18 protein-coding genes and 1 other annotated feature are annotated in these 19689 nt (G+C 60.2%); of the genes, 8 read left to right on the top strand and 10 right to left on the bottom strand.

The window, feature by feature from the left end; all coding sequences use genetic code 11:
- Nucleotides 1-17: 17 nt before the first annotated feature.
- Together hisG and hisL are read right to left on the bottom strand one after the other, a co-directional pair.
- The gene (gene hisG / locus QLG03_RS07415) at nucleotides 18-917 is read right to left on the bottom strand and encodes an ATP phosphoribosyltransferase (RefSeq protein WP_023290356.1); all 900 of its coding nucleotides are present in this window, start codon (nucleotides 915-917) and stop codon (nucleotides 18-20) included.
- A gap of 47 nt (nucleotides 918-964) precedes the next feature.
- Nucleotides 965-1087, bottom strand: a sequence feature (His leader region).
- Nucleotides 1063-1113, bottom strand: coding sequence for a his operon leader peptide (hisL, locus tag QLG03_RS07410; protein ID WP_004899375.1), 51 nt, complete (start codon nucleotides 1111-1113; stop codon nucleotides 1063-1065). Its footprint overlaps the feature before it by 25 nt.
- 176 nt (nucleotides 1114-1289) lie before the next feature.
- On the opposite strand from hisL, the gene QLG03_RS07405 reads away from it, so the two are divergent.
- From QLG03_RS07405 to plaP, 3 genes are all read left to right on the top strand, one after another.
- Complete coding sequence (locus tag QLG03_RS07405; protein ID WP_023290355.1) at nucleotides 1290-2114, top strand: SDR family oxidoreductase; 825 nt, start codon at nucleotides 1290-1292, stop codon at nucleotides 2112-2114.
- A gap of 38 nt (nucleotides 2115-2152) precedes the next feature.
- Nucleotides 2153-3043: a LysR family transcriptional regulator gene (locus QLG03_RS07400; protein ID WP_255989159.1), complete on the top strand. Its 891-nt coding sequence runs from the start codon at nucleotides 2153-2155 to the stop codon at nucleotides 3041-3043.
- Nucleotides 3044-3331: 288 nt separating this feature from the next.
- Entirely contained in the window at nucleotides 3332-4690 is a 1359-nt protein-coding gene (plaP, locus tag QLG03_RS07395; RefSeq protein WP_004203583.1) for a putrescine/proton symporter PlaP, read from the top strand.
- 1056 nt (nucleotides 4691-5746) lie between these two features.
- Here plaP and QLG03_RS07390 read toward each other — a convergent pair.
- Both QLG03_RS07390 and bioA read right to left on the bottom strand, forming a co-directional pair.
- Nucleotides 5747-6223, bottom strand: a complete 477-nt coding sequence (locus tag QLG03_RS07390) for a kinase inhibitor (RefSeq protein WP_002895575.1) — start codon at nucleotides 6221-6223, stop codon at nucleotides 5747-5749.
- A gap of 70 nt (nucleotides 6224-6293) precedes the next feature.
- The gene (gene bioA, locus QLG03_RS07385; protein ID WP_255988514.1) at nucleotides 6294-7583 is read right to left on the bottom strand and encodes an adenosylmethionine--8-amino-7-oxononanoate transaminase; all 1290 of its coding nucleotides are present in this window, start codon (nucleotides 7581-7583) and stop codon (nucleotides 6294-6296) included.
- Nucleotides 7584-7795: 212 nt separating this feature from the next.
- Here bioA and bioB point away from each other — a divergent pair, with 212 nt between their 5' ends.
- The 4 genes from bioB to bioD are packed head-to-tail and all read left to right on the top strand — an operon-like array spanning nucleotide 7796 to nucleotide 11444.
- Nucleotides 7796-8836 carry a biotin synthase BioB gene (gene bioB, locus QLG03_RS07380; protein ID WP_048297099.1) on the top strand — a complete coding sequence of 347 codons (1041 nt, stop codon included), beginning with the start codon at nucleotides 7796-7798 and terminating at the stop codon, nucleotides 8834-8836.
- A complete protein-coding gene (gene bioF / locus QLG03_RS07375; protein ID WP_241508920.1) occupies nucleotides 8833-9990 on the top strand; it encodes an 8-amino-7-oxononanoate synthase in 1158 nt (385 codons plus the stop codon). Before bioB ends, bioF begins: the two co-directional genes overlap by 4 nt.
- Nucleotides 9974-10729 carry a malonyl-ACP O-methyltransferase BioC gene (gene bioC, locus QLG03_RS07370; RefSeq protein ID WP_048297102.1) on the top strand — a complete coding sequence of 252 codons (756 nt, stop codon included), beginning with the start codon at nucleotides 9974-9976 and terminating at the stop codon, nucleotides 10727-10729. The genes bioF and bioC overlap by 17 nt, the downstream gene beginning before the upstream one ends.
- The gene (gene bioD / locus QLG03_RS07365; RefSeq protein WP_023288916.1) at nucleotides 10722-11444 is read left to right on the top strand and encodes a dethiobiotin synthase; all 723 of its coding nucleotides are present in this window, start codon (nucleotides 10722-10724) and stop codon (nucleotides 11442-11444) included. Before bioC ends, bioD begins: the two co-directional genes overlap by 8 nt.
- Here the strand turns inward: bioD and QLG03_RS07360 are convergent.
- Entirely contained in the window at nucleotides 11386-12108 is a 723-nt protein-coding gene (locus QLG03_RS07360) for an ATP-binding cassette domain-containing protein (RefSeq protein WP_152843062.1), read from the bottom strand. The genes bioD and QLG03_RS07360 overlap by 59 nt on opposite strands.
- Nucleotides 12109-12194: 86 nt before the next feature.
- Nucleotides 12195-12407 carry a hypothetical protein gene (locus tag QLG03_RS07355; protein WP_032428688.1) on the bottom strand — a complete coding sequence of 71 codons (213 nt, stop codon included), beginning with the start codon at nucleotides 12405-12407 and terminating at the stop codon, nucleotides 12195-12197.
- 410 nt (nucleotides 12408-12817) lie between these two features.
- On the opposite strand from QLG03_RS07355, the gene uvrB reads away from it, so the two are divergent.
- Complete coding sequence (gene uvrB / locus QLG03_RS07350) at nucleotides 12818-14839, top strand: excinuclease ABC subunit UvrB (RefSeq protein ID WP_004886127.1); 2022 nt, start codon at nucleotides 12818-12820, stop codon at nucleotides 14837-14839.
- A gap of 253 nt (nucleotides 14840-15092) precedes the next feature.
- Here uvrB and pmrB read toward each other — a convergent pair whose 3' ends face one another.
- The 4 genes from pmrB to yvcK all read right to left on the bottom strand — a co-directional run bounded on the left by pmrB (nucleotide 15093) and on the right by yvcK (nucleotide 19514).
- Nucleotides 15093-16190 (bottom strand): two-component system sensor histidine kinase PmrB, encoded by a 1098-nt coding sequence (gene pmrB, locus QLG03_RS07345; RefSeq protein ID WP_023288917.1) that lies wholly within the window; start codon nucleotides 16188-16190, stop codon nucleotides 15093-15095.
- A 3-nt stretch (nucleotides 16191-16193) separates the two neighbouring features.
- Nucleotides 16194-16865 (bottom strand): two-component system response regulator PmrA, encoded by a 672-nt coding sequence (pmrA, locus tag QLG03_RS07340; protein WP_023288918.1) that lies wholly within the window; start codon nucleotides 16863-16865, stop codon nucleotides 16194-16196.
- On the bottom strand, nucleotides 16865-18505 hold the full coding sequence (eptA, locus tag QLG03_RS07335) for a phosphoethanolamine transferase EptA (RefSeq protein ID WP_101977954.1): 1641 nt from the start codon (nucleotides 18503-18505) through the stop codon (nucleotides 16865-16867). The genes pmrA and eptA overlap by 1 nt, the downstream gene beginning before the upstream one ends.
- A gap of 103 nt (nucleotides 18506-18608) precedes the next feature.
- Nucleotides 18609-19514, bottom strand: a complete 906-nt coding sequence (gene yvcK, locus QLG03_RS07330) for a uridine diphosphate-N-acetylglucosamine-binding protein YvcK (protein WP_023288920.1) — start codon at nucleotides 19512-19514, stop codon at nucleotides 18609-18611.
- Nucleotides 19515-19689 lie beyond the last annotated feature (175 nt).

Here is a 19689-nt window from a genome sequence, read left to right as displayed (position 1 = left end):
CGTGACCGGCTGGCCGATTACTCCATCATCTTCTCAATCGGCAGCACCAGAATGGAGCTGGCGCCCAGCGCCTTCAGTTTTTCCATGGTCTCCCAGAACAGGGTTTCGCTGCTGACCATGTGCATCGCCACGCGCTGCTTGTCGCCCGCCAGCGGCAGAATGGTCGGCCGTTCGGCGCCCGGCAGCAGGGCAACCACTTCTTCCAGACGTTCGGTCGGGGCGTGCATCATGATGTATTTCGACTCGCGGGCCTGGATCACGCCCTGAATACGGGTCAGCAGGCGGTCAATCAGCTGCTGTTTGGCGTCGTCCATTTCGCCGTCGCGCTGGATCAGACAGGCTTTGGAGCGGTAGATCACTTCCACTTCGCGCAGGCCGTTGGCTTCCAGGGTGGCGCCGGTGGAGACGAGGTCGCAGATGGCGTCGGCGAGGCCGGCGCGCGGCGCCACTTCCACGGAGCCGTTCAGCAGACAGGATTTAAAGGAGATACCTTTTTGATCGAGGTAACGCTTCAGCAGGTGCGGGTAAGAGGTGGCGATACGTTTGCCGTCCAGCGCCGCCGGGCCGTTCCAGGCTTCATCCACCGGGGTCGCCAGCGACAGGCGGCAGCCGCCGAAGTCCAGACGACGCAGAGTGAAATAGCGCGGGTCTTCGCCCTGGGCGCGGCGGCTGAGCAGCTCTTCTTCCAGCACGTTTTCGCCGATAATGCCGAGGTCGACAACACCGTCCATCACCAGGCCCGGGATATCGTCATCACGCACGCGCAGAATGTCGATTGGCATATTTTCCGCCAGCGCAATCAGACGCTGGGTGTGCAAATTGACTTTAATGCCGCAGCGGCTGAGTAATTCGCGTGAATCTTCGCTTAAACGGCCTGATTTCTGAATAGCTATGCGTAAACGGGTGTTGTCTAACATTGTTCTTTTCCTCTGAATACCTGTCTGAATCTGTCCGAATTTGGTCCAAAAAAAAGCCCCCGGAAGTGAATCTTCCGGGGGCTCTCTGCGCGTTCATGCACCACTGGAAGATCCAAATGTCTTCCAGCACACATCGCCTGAAAGACTAGTCAGGATGATGGTGATGATGGTGGTGTTTAAATTGAACGCGGTTCATAAAAATTCTCTGTGAATGACTATGCATTTGATGTCCTTTAACCTAAACCACTTTCGCCGCAGAAAGCAAGGGCTTTTTTCTATCATTAATTCATTTCACATTGAGCGAAGAAATTGTCAGTTGCCGCTGGCTGGCGTAGCCTGTAATCAGCACAGCGAAAGAGTCAGGAGCCTGGGATGAAAAAGGTCGCGATAGTCGGTTTGGGATGGCTGGGGATGCCGCTGGCGCTGTCGTTGACGGCGCGAGGCTGGCAGGTCACCGGCAGTAAAACCACGCAGGATGGCGTGGAGGCGGCGCGGATGTGCGGGATCGACAGCTATCCGCTGCGCCTGGAGCCGCAGCTGGTCTGTGATACCGAGGACCTCGACGCGCTGATGAACGTCGATGCGCTGGTGATCACGCTGCCGGCCCGGCGGACCGGGGCGGGGGAAGGGTTTTATCTGCAGGCGGTGCAGGAGATCGTCGATACCGCGCTGGCGTACCATATTCCGCGGATCGTCTTCACCAGCTCCACCTCGGTGTATGGCAACGCCAACGGTACGGTGAAAGAGAACTCCCCGCGCCTGCCGCAAACCGCCAGCGGGCAGGTGCTCAAGGAGCTGGAGGACTGGCTGCACAATCTGCCGGGGACCTCGGTGGATATTCTGCGCCTGGCCGGGCTGGTGGGGCCGTCCCGCCATCCGGGGCGTTTTTTCGCCGGCAAGTCGGCGCCGGATGGCCAGCACGTGGTCAACCTGGTGCATTTGCAGGATGTGGTGGCCGCCATCGAACTGCTGCTGCAGGCTCCGAAGGGCGGGCACATCTATAATCTATGTGCGCCCCGCCATCCGGCGCGCGGCCTCTTTTATCCGCAGATGGCCCGCGAGCTGGGGCTGCCGCCGCCGGTCTTCAGCGACAGCCCGGACGGCGGCCAGGGCAAGATTGTGGATGGCAATCGTATCTGCAATGAGCTGGGGTTTGAGTACCAGTACCCCGATCCGCTGGTGATGCCGATGGAGTGATCCGCCAGCGGTGATTCGCATACCGTAAGGGGGTAGCGATGAAACCACTGCTGGATGTCCTCGTGATCCTCGACGCGCTGGAAAAAGAGGGGAGCTTTGCCGCGGCGTCGGCAAAGCTCTTTAAAACGCCCTCGGCGCTGAGCTACACCATTCACCGGCTGGAAAGCGATCTCAATATTCAGCTGCTCGACCGCAGCGGCCACCGCGCGCGCTTTACCCCTACCGGACAGATGCTGCTGGAGAAAGGGCGGGAAGTGTTGCACATCGCCCGCGAACTGGAGATCCGGGCGGTTAAGCTGCAGCAGGGGTGGGAACATACCCTCCGCCTGGCGGTGGACAGCACCTTTCCCATGGCGCAACTCTCGCCGCTGATCGCCGCCTTTTATCAACAGCAGCCGCTCACCCGGCTGCGCTTCACACTGACCCCCTCGCTGCTGGACTGGCGGCCCTTGACGGAAGGGCAGGCCGATCTCCTGCTGGGGGCGCTCGGCGAGCCGCCGCCGCTGAGCGGCTATGATTATCTTCCCCTTGGCGAGCTGGAGCTGCTGCTGGTGGTCTCCCCGCAGCATCCTCTGGCGGCGCGCCGCGCCCCGTTGAGCTGGCGAACCCTGCGGCGTTACCGCGCGGTGGCCACCGGCGAGGGCGGGGCGCTGCTCGCCGATCAGGAGACCCTGACGGTGTGTGACGCCGCGGGGCAGCTGGCGCTGCTGCGCATGGGGCTGGGGTGGGGCTGCCTGCCGCGTTATCAGGTGCAGGGGCTGCTGGAGAGCCGCGAGCTGGTCAGCCTGGCCGTGCGCGGGCTGTCGCCTCGTCAGCGCGCGTGGATCGCCTGGAATGACGCCGCCTGCGGTTTGGCCGGGAAATGGTGGCGCGAATCGCTATTAGCAAATAGTGCTATTTTTACAATTTATCATACGGAAATCGTATAGATATTAGCATCTTAAAAATTATGCTCACGCAATGAACTTCATAACATCTTGTCAACGCCGTTGATATTGTTGCAAAATATGCGGCCTGAAAACCAGAGACTAGCCGACGCTTTTTTTAAAGTGTCGGTTATTTTTTTGGTCGAAAGACACATCATTCAATACCAAGAGGCCGGGCTTCGTACCGGATAGATATTTACTAAAAACCGACAGTCGTTGTCGCTGAGGAATAGAAAGAAATGGGGCAATTTTTTGCTTACGCGCTGGCGTTCACCGTAAAAGGGGATAACTATGTCGCATAACGCTACTCCAAATACCTCTCGCGTGGAATTACGTAAAACACTTACGCTAGTTCCGGTTGTAATGATGGGCCTGGCCTATATGCAGCCGATGACGCTGTTCGATACGTTTGGTATCGTCTCTGGTATGACCGACGGTCACGTGCCGACGGCCTACGCCTTTGCGTTAATCGCTATCCTGTTTACTGCCCTGAGCTATGGCAAGCTGGTACGTCGTTACCCGTCCGCCGGCTCGGCGTATACCTATGCGCAGAAATCCATCAGCCCGACCGTTGGCTTTATGGTGGGTTGGTCCTCGCTGCTCGACTACCTGTTCGCGCCGATGATCAACATTCTGCTGGCGAAAATCTATTTTGAAGCGCTGGTGCCTTCGATTCCGTCGTGGGTGTTTGTTATCGCGCTGGTCGCCTTTATGACCGCCTTTAACCTGCGCAGCATTAAATCCGTGGCCAACTTCAACACCGTGATCGTGGTGCTGCAGGTGGTGCTGATTGCCGTTATCCTCGGCATGGTGATTTATGGCGTGTTTGGCGGCGAAGGCGCCGGTACGCTGGCCAGCAGCCGTCCGTTCTGGTCCGGTGACGCGCACGTGATCCCGATGATTACCGGGGCGACGATCCTGTGCTTCTCGTTTACCGGCTTCGACGGCATCAGCAACCTGTCTGAAGAGACCAAAGATGCAGAGCGCGTCATTCCGCGCGCGATCTTCCTGACCGCGCTGATCGGCGGCCTGATCTTCATCTTTGCCACCTACTTCCTGCAGCTGTACTTCCCGGATATCTCGCGCTTTAAAGATCCGGATGCGTCACAGCCGGAAATTATGCTCTACGTGGCAGGTAAAGCCTTCCAGGTTGGCGCGCTGATCTTCTCCACCATTACCGTACTGGCGTCCGGTATGGCGGCGCACGCTGGCGTGGCGCGTCTGATGTACGTGATGGGCCGTGACGGCGTGTTCCCGAAAAGCTTCTTCGGCTATGTGCACCCGACCTGGCGCACCCCGGCGATGAACATCATCCTGGTCGGCGCTATCGCCCTGCTGGCGATTAACTTCGACCTGGTGATGGCGACGGCGCTGATTAACTTTGGTGCGCTGGTGGCGTTTACCTTCGTTAACCTGTCGGTGATTTCGCAGTTCTGGATCCGTGAGAAACGCAACAAGACGCTGAAAGACCACTTCCAGTATCTGTTCCTGCCGATGTGCGGCGCCCTGACCGTCGGCGCGCTGTGGGTCAACCTGGAAGAGAGCTCGATGATTCTGGGCCTGATCTGGGCCGGTATCGGTCTGGTCTATCTGGCCTGCGTGACCAAAAGCTTCCGCAACCCGGTGCCGCAGTACGAAGACGTGGCGTAAGGCGTAGCGTGATGTGAATGAGAAAAGCCGGAGGGAAACCTCCGGTTTTTTTTCGTCTGCTGTCTGCGTCTGGGGCTGCTTTTTTGCCCGGCGGCGCTGCGCTTGCGCGGGCCTACGGTGATGGTTAACCTTCTGAAATTTAATGGTTATGTAGGTCGGATAAGCGAAGCGCCACCCGGCAACATATTGGGCACGGAGCCTGATGTATTGCCCGGCGGCGGTGGAGACTGTTATCGGTTTACCACGTTTTCAGACTCCGTAGGCCGGGTCAGGCGCAGCCGCCACCCGGCAATATGGTGGCCACGGAAACGATGGCCGGACAGTTCCGTCTCCCTTGGGGAGAGGGCCAGGGTGAGGGGAAGCAACGCCGATTGGTTCTTTATGTTATCTGTGGCTTCAGCGCACATTGCGCTCCCGGTTAATTTTCTGCGTTATGTCTCTTACGGTGCAGGGAGCGCACAGGGGGCGGCCAGTCGCCGCCGCCCCCTGTACCCCCGGGCTCCGGCCAGCAAAATCGCCACTGCGTGGTCCCTTCGACTTATCCCTGCAGGCTTCGGGTCGGGCCGAGGCAGCGTCCGTGCAAAACACGGCCCTCAGCCCGCATCCATGCGGGCTGCCCCGGCCTTCCGGGAACGTCTCAGCGATTTTGAGGCCGTCAGCACCGGCAGTTTCAGCAACAATGGTGAATAAATTAACGACAGGTCGTAAGAACGTAGGCCGGGTAAGGCGCAGCCGCCGCCCGGCAAACTAACCGTGCAACAGGGATGTGTGGGAGGTAATCAATACTTCCCCGGCGGCGCTGTGCTTGCCGGGTCTGCGAGGTGTTGGCCTGGGAGAGGACCCTGTAGGCCGGGTCAGGCGCAGCCGCCACCCGGCACAAAATCGGCTCTGTGCCCGCAGTCCTTGCCCGGTGGCGCTGCGCTTGCCAGGCCTACAGCTATGTGTATCTATTTGATATGTAATAGTTATGTGGTAAAGATGAGTGAAGCGCCACCTGAAAAACACGTGGCGCCGCAGGTAGCCCGGATAAGGCGCAAACCGCTATCCGGGGGAAGATTAACTGAACAGGGCGGTGATGGAGGCGCTGGCGAGGGAATGGAAATGGACGTTAAAGCCGACCATTGCGCCGCTGGCCTCGGCATCCACCTCAATTTTCTCAACGTCCAGGGCGTGGACGGTAAAGATATAGCGGTGGGTCTCGCCCTTCGGCGGCGCCGCGCCGCCGTATCCCGCCTTGCCAAAATCGGTGCGGGTCTGAACGGCCTCTTCCGGGAGCTCCGCCTGACCGGAACCGGCCCCCTGCGGCAGGACACGCGTATCCGCAGGCAGGTTAGCCACCACCCAGTGCCACCAGCCGGAGCCGGTCGGCGCATCCGGATCGTAGCAGGTCACCACAAAGCTTTTGGTTCCTGCGGGCACATCATCCCACATCAGATGCGGCGAAATATTGTCGCCATCGTAGCCCATGCCGTTGAAGACATGACGATTAGGCAGCTTACCGCCGTCCTGGAGATCGTGACTGATCAGTTTCATGCTTCATCCTCATTGATAATGCGCTGATTAACCAGGAAGTGTAGCCTGCACCACGACGCAATTCCGCTATTTATTCGCTAAAAAATGTTTCGTCCTGCACCGCCAGGTTAACGGCGCGGGTCAGGCGGGACAGCTGTTCAGGCGTGATGATATACGGCGGCATCAGGTAGATCAGGTGGCCAAACGGTCGGATCCACACCCCCTGCTCGACGAAAAAGCGCTGCAGGGCAGCCATATTGACCGGGCGACAGGTTTCAACCACGCCAATAGCGCCCAGCACGCGGACGTCGGCGACCAGGGCGGATCCCCGCGCCGGAGCCAGCTCGGTCTGCAGCTGGGCTTCAATCGCCGCCACCTGCCGCTGCCATTCGCCGCTCTCCAGCAGGCGCAGGCTTTCGCTGGCCACCGCGCAGGCCAGCGGGTTGCCCATAAAGGTTGGGCCGTGCATAAAGCAGCCGGCTTCACCGTTGCTGATGGTTTCCGCCACCTCGCGGGTGGTCAGCGCGGCAGAGAGGGTCATGGTGCCGCCGGTCAGCGCCTTGCCCAGACACAGAATATCGGCGGCGATACCGGCGTGCTCGCAGGCGAACAGCTTGCCGGTGCGGCCAAAGCCGGTGGCAATCTCATCGGCGATCAGCAGTATCCCTTCCCGGTCGCACATTTTACGCACCCGCTTCAGCCACTCCGGATGGTACATCCGCATCCCGCCCGCGCCCTGAACGATCGGTTCGAGGATCACCGCGGCGATGTCGTGACGGTGCGCGGCCATCAGGCGGGCAAAGGGCACCATATCCCTTTCATCCCATTCGCCGTCAAAGCGGCTCTGCGGCGCGGGGGCGAACAGGTTATCCGGCAGATAGCCCTGCCACAGGCTGTGCATCGAGTTCTGCGGATCGCAGACCGACATCGCGCCGAAGGTATCGCCGTGATAGCCGTTGCGGAAGGTCAGGAAACGACGACGCGGTTGGCCTTTCGCCTGCCAGTACTGCAGGGCCATTTTCATCGCCACCTCAACCGCTACCGAACCGGAGTCGGCGAGGAAAACGCACTCCAGCGATTCCGGGGTCATTGCCACCAGCTGACGACACAGCGCCACCGCCGAGGGGTGAGTGATCCCGCCGAACATCACGTGCGACATCTGGTCGATTTGCGCTTTCATCGCCGCATTAAGACGCGGGTGATTGTAGCCGTGGATCGCCGCCCACCAGGAGGACATACCGTCAATCAGCTGTTCGCCGCCGGCGAGGGACAGCTCGCAACCGTGGGCGGAAACCACCGGGTAGACCGGCAGGGGGGAAGTCATAGAGGTGTAGGGGTGCCAGATGTGGCGCCGATCGAAGGCGAGATCGTCCAGGGTCATAAGCGACTTGTAAACCATTTTGAAAACATTTAGGTTTACAAGTCTACACTGAACTGACTTACAATGAAACGTACACAAAATATTTCGCGCAGCATCGAGGCGGCAAGCGAGAACATCCCCAGCAGCATAGTTCACTATCTGACTGGGGTGTGCGAGTGCAGCCAACAAAGAGGCTGTGTGAAATAAGAAGTGTACGACCTTTGGAGAGGAAAATGGCTCACCAACCCCGCTGGACAATGTCGCAAGTTACGGAATTATTTAATAAACCGCTGATCGACCTGCTATTCGAAGCGCAGCAAATCCACCGTCAACACTTTGATCCGCGCCAGGTGCAGGTCAGCACCCTGCTGTCGATCAAGACCGGCGCCTGCCCGGAAGATTGTAAATATTGTCCGCAGAGCGCGCGTTATAAAACGGGCCTCGAAACCGAGCGCCTGATGGAGGTCGAGCAGGTTCTGGAGTCCGCCCGTCAGGCAAAAAACGCCGGCTCCACGCGTTTTTGCATGGGAGCGGCGTGGAAAAACCCCAACGATCGCGATATGCCCTATCTGGAGCAGATGGTGAAAGGGGTGAAGGCTCTGGGGCTGGAGTCGTGCATGACGCTCGGCACTCTGACCGACAGCCAGGCGCAGCGCCTGGCCGAGGCGGGCCTCGATTACTACAACCACAACCTTGATACCTCGCCGGAATTTTACGGCAACATCATCACCACCCGCACCTACAAGGAGCGCCTGGATACCCTGGACAAAGTGCGTGACGCCGGGATCAAAGTCTGCTCCGGCGGTATCGTCGGGCTGGGGGAGACCGTGAAAGACCGCGCTGGCCTGCTGCTGCAGTTGGCCAACCTGCCCACGCCGCCGGAAAGCGTGCCCATCAACATGCTGGTAAAAGTCAAAGGTACGCCGCTGGCGGATAACGACGACGTCGACGCTTTCGATTTTATTCGCACTATCGCCATCGCGCGCATCATGATGCCCACCTCTTACGTGCGTCTCTCCGCCGGCCGCGAGCAGATGAACGAGCAGACCCAGGCGATGTGCTTTATGGCCGGGGCGAACTCCATTTTCTACGGCTGCAAGCTGTTGACCACGCCGAACCCGGAAGAGGACAACGATCTGCAGCTGTTCCGCAAGCTGGGGATCAACCCGCAGCAGACGGCGGTGCTGGAAGGCGACAATGAGCAGCAGCAGCGTCTGGAGCAGGCCTTACTCACCCCGGACACTGAGGAATATTACAACGCGGCGGCGCTATGACCTGGCAGCAGCGAATCGATCGGGCGCTGGACGAGCGACGGGCGGCGGATGCCCTTCGCCGCCGCCTGCCGGTGACGCACGGCGCCGGGCGCTGGCTGGAGCGGGAAGGGGAGCGCTGGCTTAACTTCTCCAGTAATGACTATCTCGGCCTGAGCCAGCATCCGGCGATTATCGCCGCCTGGCAGCAGGGGGCGGAACGTTATGGCGTCGGTTCCGGCGGCTCGGGACACGTAAGCGGTTATAGCGAGGCCCACCGCGCGCTGGAAGAGGAACTTGCCGACTGGCTGGGCTACCCGCGCGCATTGCTGTTTATCTCCGGCTTTGCCGCCAATCAGGCGCTGATCGCCGCCCTGGCGGATAAAGAGGATCGGATTGTGGCCGACCGCCTGAGCCACGCCTCCCTGCTCGAGGCGGCCAGTCTGAGCCCGGCGCAGCTACGCCGTTTCGGCCACAACGATCCGCAACAGCTCGCTCAACTGCTGGCTAAGCCGCTGGCGGGCGAACAGTTGGCGGTCACCGAAGGCATTTTCAGCATGGACGGCGACAGCGCGCCGCTGACGGCCATTCACGCCGCGGCGCAGGCCGCCGGGGCGCTATTGCTGGTGGATGACGCCCACGGCGTCGGCGTGGTCGGCGACGAAGGACGCGGGAGCTGCGCCGCGCAGGCGGTGCGCCCTGAGCTGCTGGTGGTTACCTTCGGCAAGGCGTTCGGCGTCAGCGGCGCGGCGGTGCTGTGCGATGACGCGCTGGCCGATTATCTGCTGCAGTTTGCCCGTCATCTGATCTACAGCACCGCGATGCCGCCCGCCCAGGCGGTGGCGCTGAGCGCCGCGCTGCAGGTGATACGCAGCGATGAAGGCCAGCGCCGCCGCGACACCCTGGCCGCCCGTATCCGTCAGTTCCGCGCGGGGATGGGCGAGACGTCGCTGGGTTTGACCGACTCCGTCAGCGCGATCCAGCCGCTGATCGTCGGCGATAACGGGCGGGCGCTGAGCCTGGCCAGCCGTCTGCGCGACGCGGGCTGCTGGGCAACGGCGATCCGTCCACCGACGGTGCCGGTCGGCAGCGCTCGTCTGCGCCTGACCCTGACCGCCGCCCATCAGGCTGAGGACATTAACCGTTTACTGGAGGTGCTGCATGGCCACGGTGAATAAGCAGGCGGTCGCCGCGGCGTTTGGCCGGGCGGCCAGCGGCTATTCGCAACATGATGAACTGCAGCGGCGCAGCGCGGAACTGCTGCTGCGCCAGCTGGCGCGTCGCGATTTTCCCCGGGTGCTGGATGCCGGCTGCGGCCCAGGCAGCATGAGCCGCCGCTGGCGTGAGGCGGGCAGCGTGGTGACCGCGCTGGATCTCTCCCCCGGGATGCTGGCCCAGGCGCAGCGTAACGACGCCGCCCAGCATTACCTGCTGGGCGACATTGAGGCGCTGCCGTTGCCCGATGCCTGCGTCGATCTGGCGTGGAGCAATCTGGCGGTGCAGTGGTGCGACGATCTGCGCGCAGCCCTTGGCGAGCTGTACCGGGTGGTGCGTCCCGGCGGCAGCGTGGCGTTTAGCACGCTGCTGGCCGACTCGCTGCCGGAGCTCAATCAGGCGTGGCAGGCCATCGACGACCGGCCGCATGCCAACCGTTTTCTCAGCGAAGCGGCGGTGCGCGAGGCGCTGAGCGGCCTGCGGGCGTCCGGTGAGGTGCATCAGATTAGCCTGCCGTTCGTCGATGCGCTGAGCGCCATGCGATCGCTGAAGGGCATCGGCGCCACCCATTTGCACCAGGGGCGGGCATCGGCCCCGCTTAGCCGCGGCAAACTGCGCGAGCTACAGCTGGCCTGGCCGCAGCGGCAGGGCGTCTGCCCGCTGACGTATTCTCTTTTTACAGGAGTCATTGAGCGTGACTAAACGTTTTTTTGTCACCGGGACCGACACTGAAGTCGGGAAAACCATCGCCAGCAGCGCCCTGCTGCAGGCGGCGAATCAGCTGGGTTTTCACACCGCCGGCTACAAGCCGGTGGCTTCCGGCAGCGAGCTTACCGCCGCCGGGCTGCGTAATGAAGACGCGCTGGCGCTGCAGCGTCACAGCCGGGTCGCGCTGCGCTATGAGCAGGTTAACCCGTATACCTTCGCCGAGCCGACCTCACCGCATATCATCAGCGCCGACGAAGGACGGCCGATCGCCGCGGCGAGGCTCTCCAGCGGGCTGCGCGAGTTAGAACGCCTCGCCGACTGGGTGCTGGTGGAAGGGGCCGGCGGCTGGTTTACGCCGCTTTCGGAAACCCTGACCTTCGCCGACTGGGCGCAGGCGGAGCAGCTGCCGGTGATTCTGGTGGTGGGCGTCAAGCTCGGCTGCATCAACCACGCGATGCTTACCGCCCAGGCGGTACGCCAGGCGGGGCTGCCGCTCGCGGGGTGGATCGCCAATGACGTGCTGCCGCCGGGCAAGCGCCACGCCGAGTATCTGGCGACGCTGAAAAACCGGCTGGCCGCGCCGTTCCTCGGTGAAATACCGTGGCTTGCCGATATCGCGCAGCGCGACGATCTCGGCCAGTATCTGGACCTCAGGGCGCTGGATCCGGCGTCATCCACTGCGCCAGCAGCGGTTCATCCAGCGCCATAATATCGCCTTCGGCGACGTTACGGCCCCGGTGCAAAACACAGAAACGATCCGCCACCCGGCGGATAAAGGGCAGGTGCTGCTCAGCGAGCAGCACCGTCAGGCCGATATCGCGATTCAACCGCAGCAGCAGATCCGCCAGCTTTTGCAGACAGCGCGGCCCTCTGCCGCGCGAGGGTTCATCAAGGATCAGCAGCCGCGGCTGGACAATCAGCGCCCTGGCCAGCGCCAGCTGGTACTGATCGTCGTCGCTCAGCGAGGCGCCTTTGCGCTGCCGTAGGGCATAGAGTTCGGGAAAATGTGCATAGATTTCGCCGCCGCTGGCGTTAGCCCCGGGTTTCCCGGCCGCGAGGGCAATATGTAGATTCTCTTCCACGCTGAGCTGGGAGAAGATGCGTTTATCCTGCGGCACATAGCCGATACCGATGGCACTGCGCGACTGGGCCGACAGGGGGGTGAGATCCTGCGGCGGGGCGCCAATGTCATGCCAGGTCATCCGGCCGCTGGCCACCGGCAGGTGCCCGGCAATGCAGTTAACCAGGGTGGTTTTTCCCATGCCCTCGCGTCCCAGTACGCCAATGCACTCCCCCGGGCGTAGTTCAAGATCGACATTCCACAGCGAATGCTGGTTGCCGTAAAAGTGATTTACTGCCTGTAAATTCAACATGGACGTTTTCTCCTTATCCTGGCGTCAGGGCGACAGAAAGATGCTGCAAAACTCTTGCCAGGAAAAAGAACGCTCGGAAAAAAACGCTAAACGCCGATACCATCAGGCACAGCCAGCGCCGGGGCTGCACTTTTCCGGTGCCCGACGCTAAAGGGTGGTGCAAAAAGCAGCAAAAATCGAGCGGCTTTAAGCGGATAGTTATCAAAAATAGTTCGATAAAAATTTTTCGCCGCGCGGTTTAGGCCGCCAGACGATTTGCGCCGGGCGGCGGCGGTCTTGGGCTGCAGACAGTTATCCACTATTCCTGTGGATAACCTTGTGTATTAGAGTTAGAAAACCTGCGGTAAGCTAGAGCGTACGCGGCTTGCGGCTGAATTGGCGCGAAAGGCGTCTTTTCTTTAAAGGCATTAAATATCAGCTTGTTAGATAAAATCAATGGGTGTAAGAAAAGCGTCATCTGCTGCCATAAAACTTTCACCCGTCCGCTTGACAAATGTTAAAAGGTAAAAATTTCTGGGGATAACCCTGACGGCCGGAGGATTATTCCGCCCGGCGCGCGTTTTATCCCCCGGTTGCCGGCAAAAAAGGCCATATTGTGGCGCTATCATAATCACGCACTGTTTAAATATCCAGTATATTTTATTGGCAAAAAACGGCCCGAGGGGTAGAATTAAACACCGGCCGCTAAATCTTTTTCAGGTTCTGATTGATGAGTAAATCGTTTGTTCTGCATTCCGCCTTTCGCCCCTCCGGAGACCAACCGGAAGCCATCCGCCGCCTGGAAGAGGGGCTGGAGGATGGGCTCGCGCATCAAACGCTGCTGGGGGTCACCGGCTCCGGTAAAACCTTTACCATCGCCAACGTGATTGCCGATCTGCAGCGGCCGACGATGGTGCTGGCGCCAAACAAAACCCTGGCGGCCCAGCTCTACGGCGAGATGAAAGAATTTTTCCCCGAGAATGCCGTCGAGTATTTCGTCTCCTACTACGATTACTACCAGCCGGAAGCCTACGTCCCCAGCTCAGATACCTTCATTGAGAAGGACGCCTCGGTAAACGAACATATCGAGCAGATGCGCCTGTCGGCCACTAAAGCGCTGCTCGAGCGGCGCGATGTGGTGGTGGTGGCCTCGGTCTCGGCTATCTACGGCCTCGGCGACCCGGACCTGTATCTGAAAATGATGTTGCATCTGACGGTGGGGATGCTGATTGACCAGCGGGCGATCCTGCGCCGCCTGGCCGAGCTGCAGTATACCCGCAACGATCAGGCCTTCCAGCGCGGCACCTTCCGCGTGCGCGGCGAGGTGATCGACGTCTTCCCGGCGGAATCCGACGATATCGCCCTGCGCATTGAGCTGTTTGACGAAGAGGTTGAGCGCCTGTCGCTGTTCGACCCGCTTACCGGCCATGTGGAATCGACGGTGCCGCGCTACACCATTTATCCCAAGACGCACTACGTGACGCCGCGGGAACGCATCGTCCAGGCGATGGAAGAGATTAAGCTGGAGCTGGCGGAGCGGCGCAAGGTGCTGCTGGCCAACAACAAGCTGCTGGAAGAGCAGCGCTTAACCCAGCGCACCCAGTTCGACCTCGAAATGATGAACGAGCTGGGCTACTGCTCGGGCATTGAAAACTACTCGCGCTTCCTCTCCGGGCGCGGGCCCGGCGAGCCGCCGCCCACCCTGTTCGACTACCTGCCGGCAGACGGCCTGCTGGTGATCGACGAATCCCACGTCACGGTGCCGCAGATCGGCGGCATGTACCGCGGCGACCGGGCGCGCAAAGAGACGCTGGTGGAGTACGGCTTCCGCCTGCCGTCGGCGCTGGATAACCGGCCGATGAAGTTTGAAGAATTCGAAGCGCTGGCGCCGCAAACCATCTACGTGTCGGCGACCCCCGGCGCCTACGAGCTGGATAAATCCGGCGGCGAGGTGGTGGATCAGGTGGTGCGTCCGACCGGTCTGCTGGACCCGATCATCGAAGTGCGGCCGGTGGCCACCCAGGTCGACGACCTGCTGTCGGAGATCCGCCTGCGCACGGCCATCAACGAGCGCGTGCTGGTCACCACCCTCACCAAGCGGATGGCGGAAGACTTAACCGAGTACCTTGAGGAGCACGGCGAGCGGGTGCGCTATCTGCACTCGGATATCGACACCGTCGAACGTATGGAGATTATCCGCGACCTGCGTCTTGGCGAGTTTGACGTGCTGGTGGGGATCAACCTGCTGCGTGAGGGGCTGGATATGCCGGAGGTGTCGCTGGTGGCGATCCTCGATGCGGACAAAGAGGGCTTCCTGCGCTCCGAACGCTCGCTGATCCAGACCATCGGCCGCGCGGCGCGCAACGTCAACGGCAAGGCTATTCTGTACGGCGATAAGATCACTCCCTCGATGGCGAAAGCCATCGGCGAGACGGAGCGGCGACGGGAGAAACAGCAGCGCTACAACGAAGAGCATGGCATCGTGCCGCAGGGGCTCAACAAGAAAGTGGTGGATATCCTGCAGCTGGGCCAGAGCCTGGCGAAAACCAAAGCCAAAGGACGCGGTAAAGCGAAGGCCGTCGAGCCTGCCGGGCTCAGCGGCGTGGATATGACGCCAAAAGCGCTGCAGCAGAAAATCCACGAGCTGGAAGGGCAGATGATGCAGCACGCGCAGAACCTCGAGTTCGAAGAGGCGGCGCAAATTCGCGACCAGCTGCATCAGCTGCGTGAACTGTTTATTGCTGCCTCCTGAGTGTTGGCGCATACCGCCGGACGGGGATAGGCGAGGGCGCAGTGAAGGTACGGCGCTGCGCTGACCGTTCCGCAGCCAGATAACCCACGGCGGAGAAGAAAAAAAGGCCGCAAAGCGGCCTTCTTAATGTTTGCTTAATCTCGCCAGGCGACACTATCCTCAACCTGATGAGGATAGTGCCCATGCAAAAAATCAACTTCCGTGAATATCTGGCGGTCGCCACCGCCCTGGTCATTATTGTTGCCTTCTTCCATCAGTGGGTGCTGACGTTCTGACCCGCACGCCGCGGGAATAACACCCACGCGCGGACCCCTGGCCCCGGCTGGCGGTTATGCAAAAAGAACTGGGCGTCATGCAGCTGAGCGATGCGCGTGACGATGCTCAGTCCGAGCCCTATGCCGCCGTAGCGACTGTCCATGCGTACAAAGGCCTTACTGAGTTCGCCGCTTTTCGCCTCATCAATCCCCGGTCCTTCATCTTCCACTGCCATCACCGGCATCAGACCCGCTTTCACCGACACGCGGATCGTCGACCCTTGCGGGCTGTAGCGATGGGCATTCTCCACCAGATTGCGCAGAATGACGCGGATGAGCGTCGCGTCGCCAGAGACGACGGCCTCGCTTTCGACATCCGTCAGCAGCAGCCGTTGCTGGCGCTCGGCCAGCATGGTCTCCAGCTCATCCTGCAGCGGTTTGACCACGTCATCCAGCAACAGCACCTGCTGATAGCTGCCGGCGGAAAAGGACTGACCGACGCGCGCCAGCTGCAGCAGCTGCGAAATGCTGGTGGTCATCTGGTCGAGGCGCTGGATCAGCGGGTCGACGCCCATGCCATGCACTTTCGCCAGCAGCTCAAGGTGCAGCCGCAGCCCGGCCAGCGGGGTGCGCAGCTCGTGCGCCACGTCGGCGGTAAACAGCCGTTCGCGGTCAAGGGTCAGATTGAGGCGGGAAACCAGCTGATTCAGGGCGGTGGTCACCGCCGTCACCTCAGGTACCGATTCGCTGAGCACGATAGGGGTGAGGTTGTCCGGCGTGCGACTCTCCAGCTCGCTTTGCAGACGTGAAAGCGGGCGGGTGATTTTGCGTACCGCCAGCATGCTGATATACAGCGCCAGACCCACGATCAACAGGCTCGGCACCAGCAGGCTGGCGACCGCTTCCCTTACCTCATGCTCCACATGCTTCTGATTGTTGTGCCCTTCGATGGCGCTGGCCACCAGCAACTGGATCTGCTCTTTGCTCTCATGCCATAGCCAGAAGACGCTGATCAGCTGACAGACCACCAGAATGGCGCCGATGGTCAACAGCAGCCGGTGGCGCATGGTCCAGTTTTCGGTTGCAAACAGAGCCATGGTCTATTCCGTCTCGTTGTGGTTAGCCAGCATATAGCCGAAGCCCCTGACGGTGCGGATCCGCGATTTGCCAATCTTATCGCGCAGGTTGTGGATGTGCACTTCCAGGGTATTGGTCGCTGGCTCATTGTCCCAGCTGTAGATATCGTTGTAGAGGATCTCGCGATGTACCGGGCTGCCGGCTTTCATCATCAGTCGCGATAGCAGGGCATACTCCTTCGGCGTCAGATCCAGCGCCGTCTCACCGAGCCACACCTGGCGACGGGTGACGTTGAGGCGCAGGTCGCCGACGCTGATTTCGTTATCGCCCTGATTATTATGCCGACGGAGCAGGGCGCGAATGCGCGCGTTCAGCTCTTCCAGGGCAAAGGGTTTCACCAGATAGTCATCCGCGCCGGTGTCGAGACCGCTAATGCGATCCTCAAGGGTATCGCGGGCGGTGAGGATCAGCACCGGCTGGGTCATTTTCTCCCGTCGCATGCGGGCGAGAAAATGCAGGCCGTCTTCGTCCGGCAGGCCAAGATCGAGCACGATCAGGCTATAGTGATTGCTGGCCAGCGACAGCGCCGCTTCGTGCGCTGTGGAGACGCCGTCGCACACGTATCCTTCACTTTGCATCGCCAGGATTAACCCCTGCAACAGCAGCGCATCGTCTTCAATGACTAAGATTTTCATCAACCAGCCTCTCTACATGGCGTTAAAATATCATCTGCCGCCTGGTACTCGTGGGTGCTGACGCCGAGCAGGCCGAGCAGGGTGGAGAACAGATTATCCTGCGAGTAATTCTCTTTTTTCGCTCGCTGCTGCAGACACTGCGCGGAAATGCCGTAGCGTTGCTGGTAGTCGGCAGAGAGCCACATCACCATCGGCACGTGTTTCTGCGTATCCGGCGCGATAGAGTACGGCAGACCATGCAAATAGACCCCATCTTCCCCTAACGACTCGCCGTGGTCGGAAAGATACACCAGGCTGGTAGTGAATTTGTCCTGTTTCGCCTGCAGGAGTTTTATCGCTTTATCCACCACGTGGTCGACGTACAGGATGGTGTTGTCATACGTATTGGTCAACTGCTCCCGGGTACAGCCCTGGATCTCATTGGTGTCGCAGGTTGGGGTGAATTTTTTGAATTCAGCCGGATAGCGATTGTAGTACGTCGGCCCATGGCTGCCGATGGTATGCAGCACAATAATGCCATCCTGTTGCAGGTTATCGATATAGCTGTCGAGATGATGGAACAGCACGTCATCGTAGCACTCGCCGTCGATGCACTGCCCGGTTAGCTTCAGATCGGTCACGTTCTGGTGCGGTACCCGATCGCAGGCCCCCTTGCAGCCGCCATCGTTGTCGTTCCACAGCACCTGAATGCCGGCGCGCTGCAGAATATCCAGCACCCCTTCCTGATGATGGGCCAGCTCTTCGTCATAGTGCGCGCGCGGCATATTGGAGAACATGCACGGCACCGAGACCGCCGTGGCGGTTCCGCAGGAGGTGGTGTGCGGGAAGTAGATCACCCCGTCCTGTTGCATCAGCGGGTTGGTGTCGCGCGGATATCCGCCCAGCGAGAAGTTGTCCGCCCGGGAAGTTTCGCCCAGCACCACAATCGTCAGGTTCTTACGGGGACCGTTATGCATCACCGGGTTCTGTTTGGCATCTTCGCCAATCTTCACCAGCGGCAGGTTGTCCATGCGATGGTGCGCATACCAGGAGTTCACCGCCACAATGCTGTTGGAGGGGCTCAGGGATTTCACCAGCTCCTTGTTGTTGCGAAACAGCGAGGCATAGTCTTTATAAAAGAGGACGGCAATCAGGACGATCAGCAGCGCGGAGGCCACCATATTCACCAGGCGCCAGGCCACGCCGCGCCATAGCGTGGCCGGTTTACGAATTTTAACCCACCAGGCGACCAGCACCGCCAGCACCCCGGAGAGGCCAAGGACAACGATCATTTCGCCGGAGAGCAGGGCAAAGCTCTCCGCTGGGGTGGTGTCGAGGATGTTGGTGATCATGCTGCGGTCGATCACCACGCCGAAGCTCCAGATGAAGTACTGCGCCGATGCGCTGAGCAGAATAAAAAGGCTAATCACCAGCCGGTCAAGCTTGAGAAACGAGGCGAGGGTGGTGAGGATATTCATCACGCTGAATGCCACCAGCGGCATACTCAGAAACACCAGCGCGGTGTGCAGGTTGTTCACCGGCAGCAGCGTATACGCCTGGCGGTAGAAGGCGAGGTTAAGAAAAAGCCCGATATAGACCGCGAAAATAATCAGATAAGTCGTGCGGCTGACGATCGGCCGACGCAGAGGCAATAACGACATAGTACATACCCACAGGAAGAGATAAGGGTATAGTGCCAGCTCTGTTTTAAGACAACCTTAAGATTTTAAGGTGCGCCGAAAGCCGAGCCTTCGGCGCGCAGGATCAGCCCGGCAGCTGGAGCGCTTTCTCCAGCGCCCCGCGAAGCAGCGCCCGGTCATGGCGATAGGGAACGTCGCTGGCTTCCAGCGGCGTCTGGATCACCAGCCGGTCGTCGATGCCGCTGATATCGGCTTTTGGGCCGGCGATGACTGCATCCACCACCCGCTTGCCCACGTAGCGCTCCATAATCGCGATGCGCTCCGCCAGCGACAGCCTCGCGGCCGGGCTGTGCTCTTTGCCGAGGTTATCAATAAACACCATCGGCGCCGGAGTGCGGCGCAGCGCCTGGGCCATCTCGTCAAGCAGCAGGATCGGCAGCAGGCTGGTATAGAAACTGCCCGGGCCGATGAGGATCAGATCGGCTTCGGCGATGGCCTCTACCGCCTCGCGGGTGGCCGGTACCGGCGGGGTGAGCATCAGCTCCTGCGGCACGCTATCCAGCTGATCGATATTCACTTCACCGTATACTTCATGGCCTTCATGATCGAGCGCCATCAAATCCACCGGTTGTTCCGACATCGGAATAAGAAAAGCGTCCACTTTGAGCAGGTTTCTGATCAAATTGATCGCTTCTAACGGCCGCACGCTGAGGTGATCCAGCGCCTTTAACATCAGATTTCCCAGGTTATGGCCGGAAAGCTCGCCATTGCCGCTAAAACGGTACTCAAACATCGCCGACGCCACGCTCGGCTCGGCGATTAACTGATTGATGCAGTTGCGCATATCGCCCCAGGCAATGCCGCCTTCCGAGCGGCGGATCCGCCCGGTGGATCCCCCGTTGTCGGTGGTGGTCACAATGCCGGTCAGCCGTGAGCCCAGCGAGGAGAGGGAGGACATCACCCGACCCAGACCATGCCCGCCGCCGAGCGCCACCACCCGATCCAGGTCAGCGAATGTACGATTGCGCATAGAAATTCCTTATTTCACATAAACGGCCACACACTACCCGATCTACCCCTAAAAGACGATGGGAGGAGCCCGACAAACTGACCGATATCAAGGCAAAAAGATGATTTATGGCTATTCTGTAACGAAAATGCACGAAGGTAGCGATATATACAAGAATATATAGCGAAATCGCAAA

This window comes from Klebsiella sp. V115_8 (assembly GCF_029967715.1).
GTDB classification, from domain to species: domain Bacteria; phylum Pseudomonadota; class Gammaproteobacteria; order Enterobacterales; family Enterobacteriaceae; genus Klebsiella; species Klebsiella quasipneumoniae.
The sequence above is the reverse complement of the archived record's forward strand: the minus strand, read 5'-3'. Positions and strand labels throughout refer to the sequence as shown.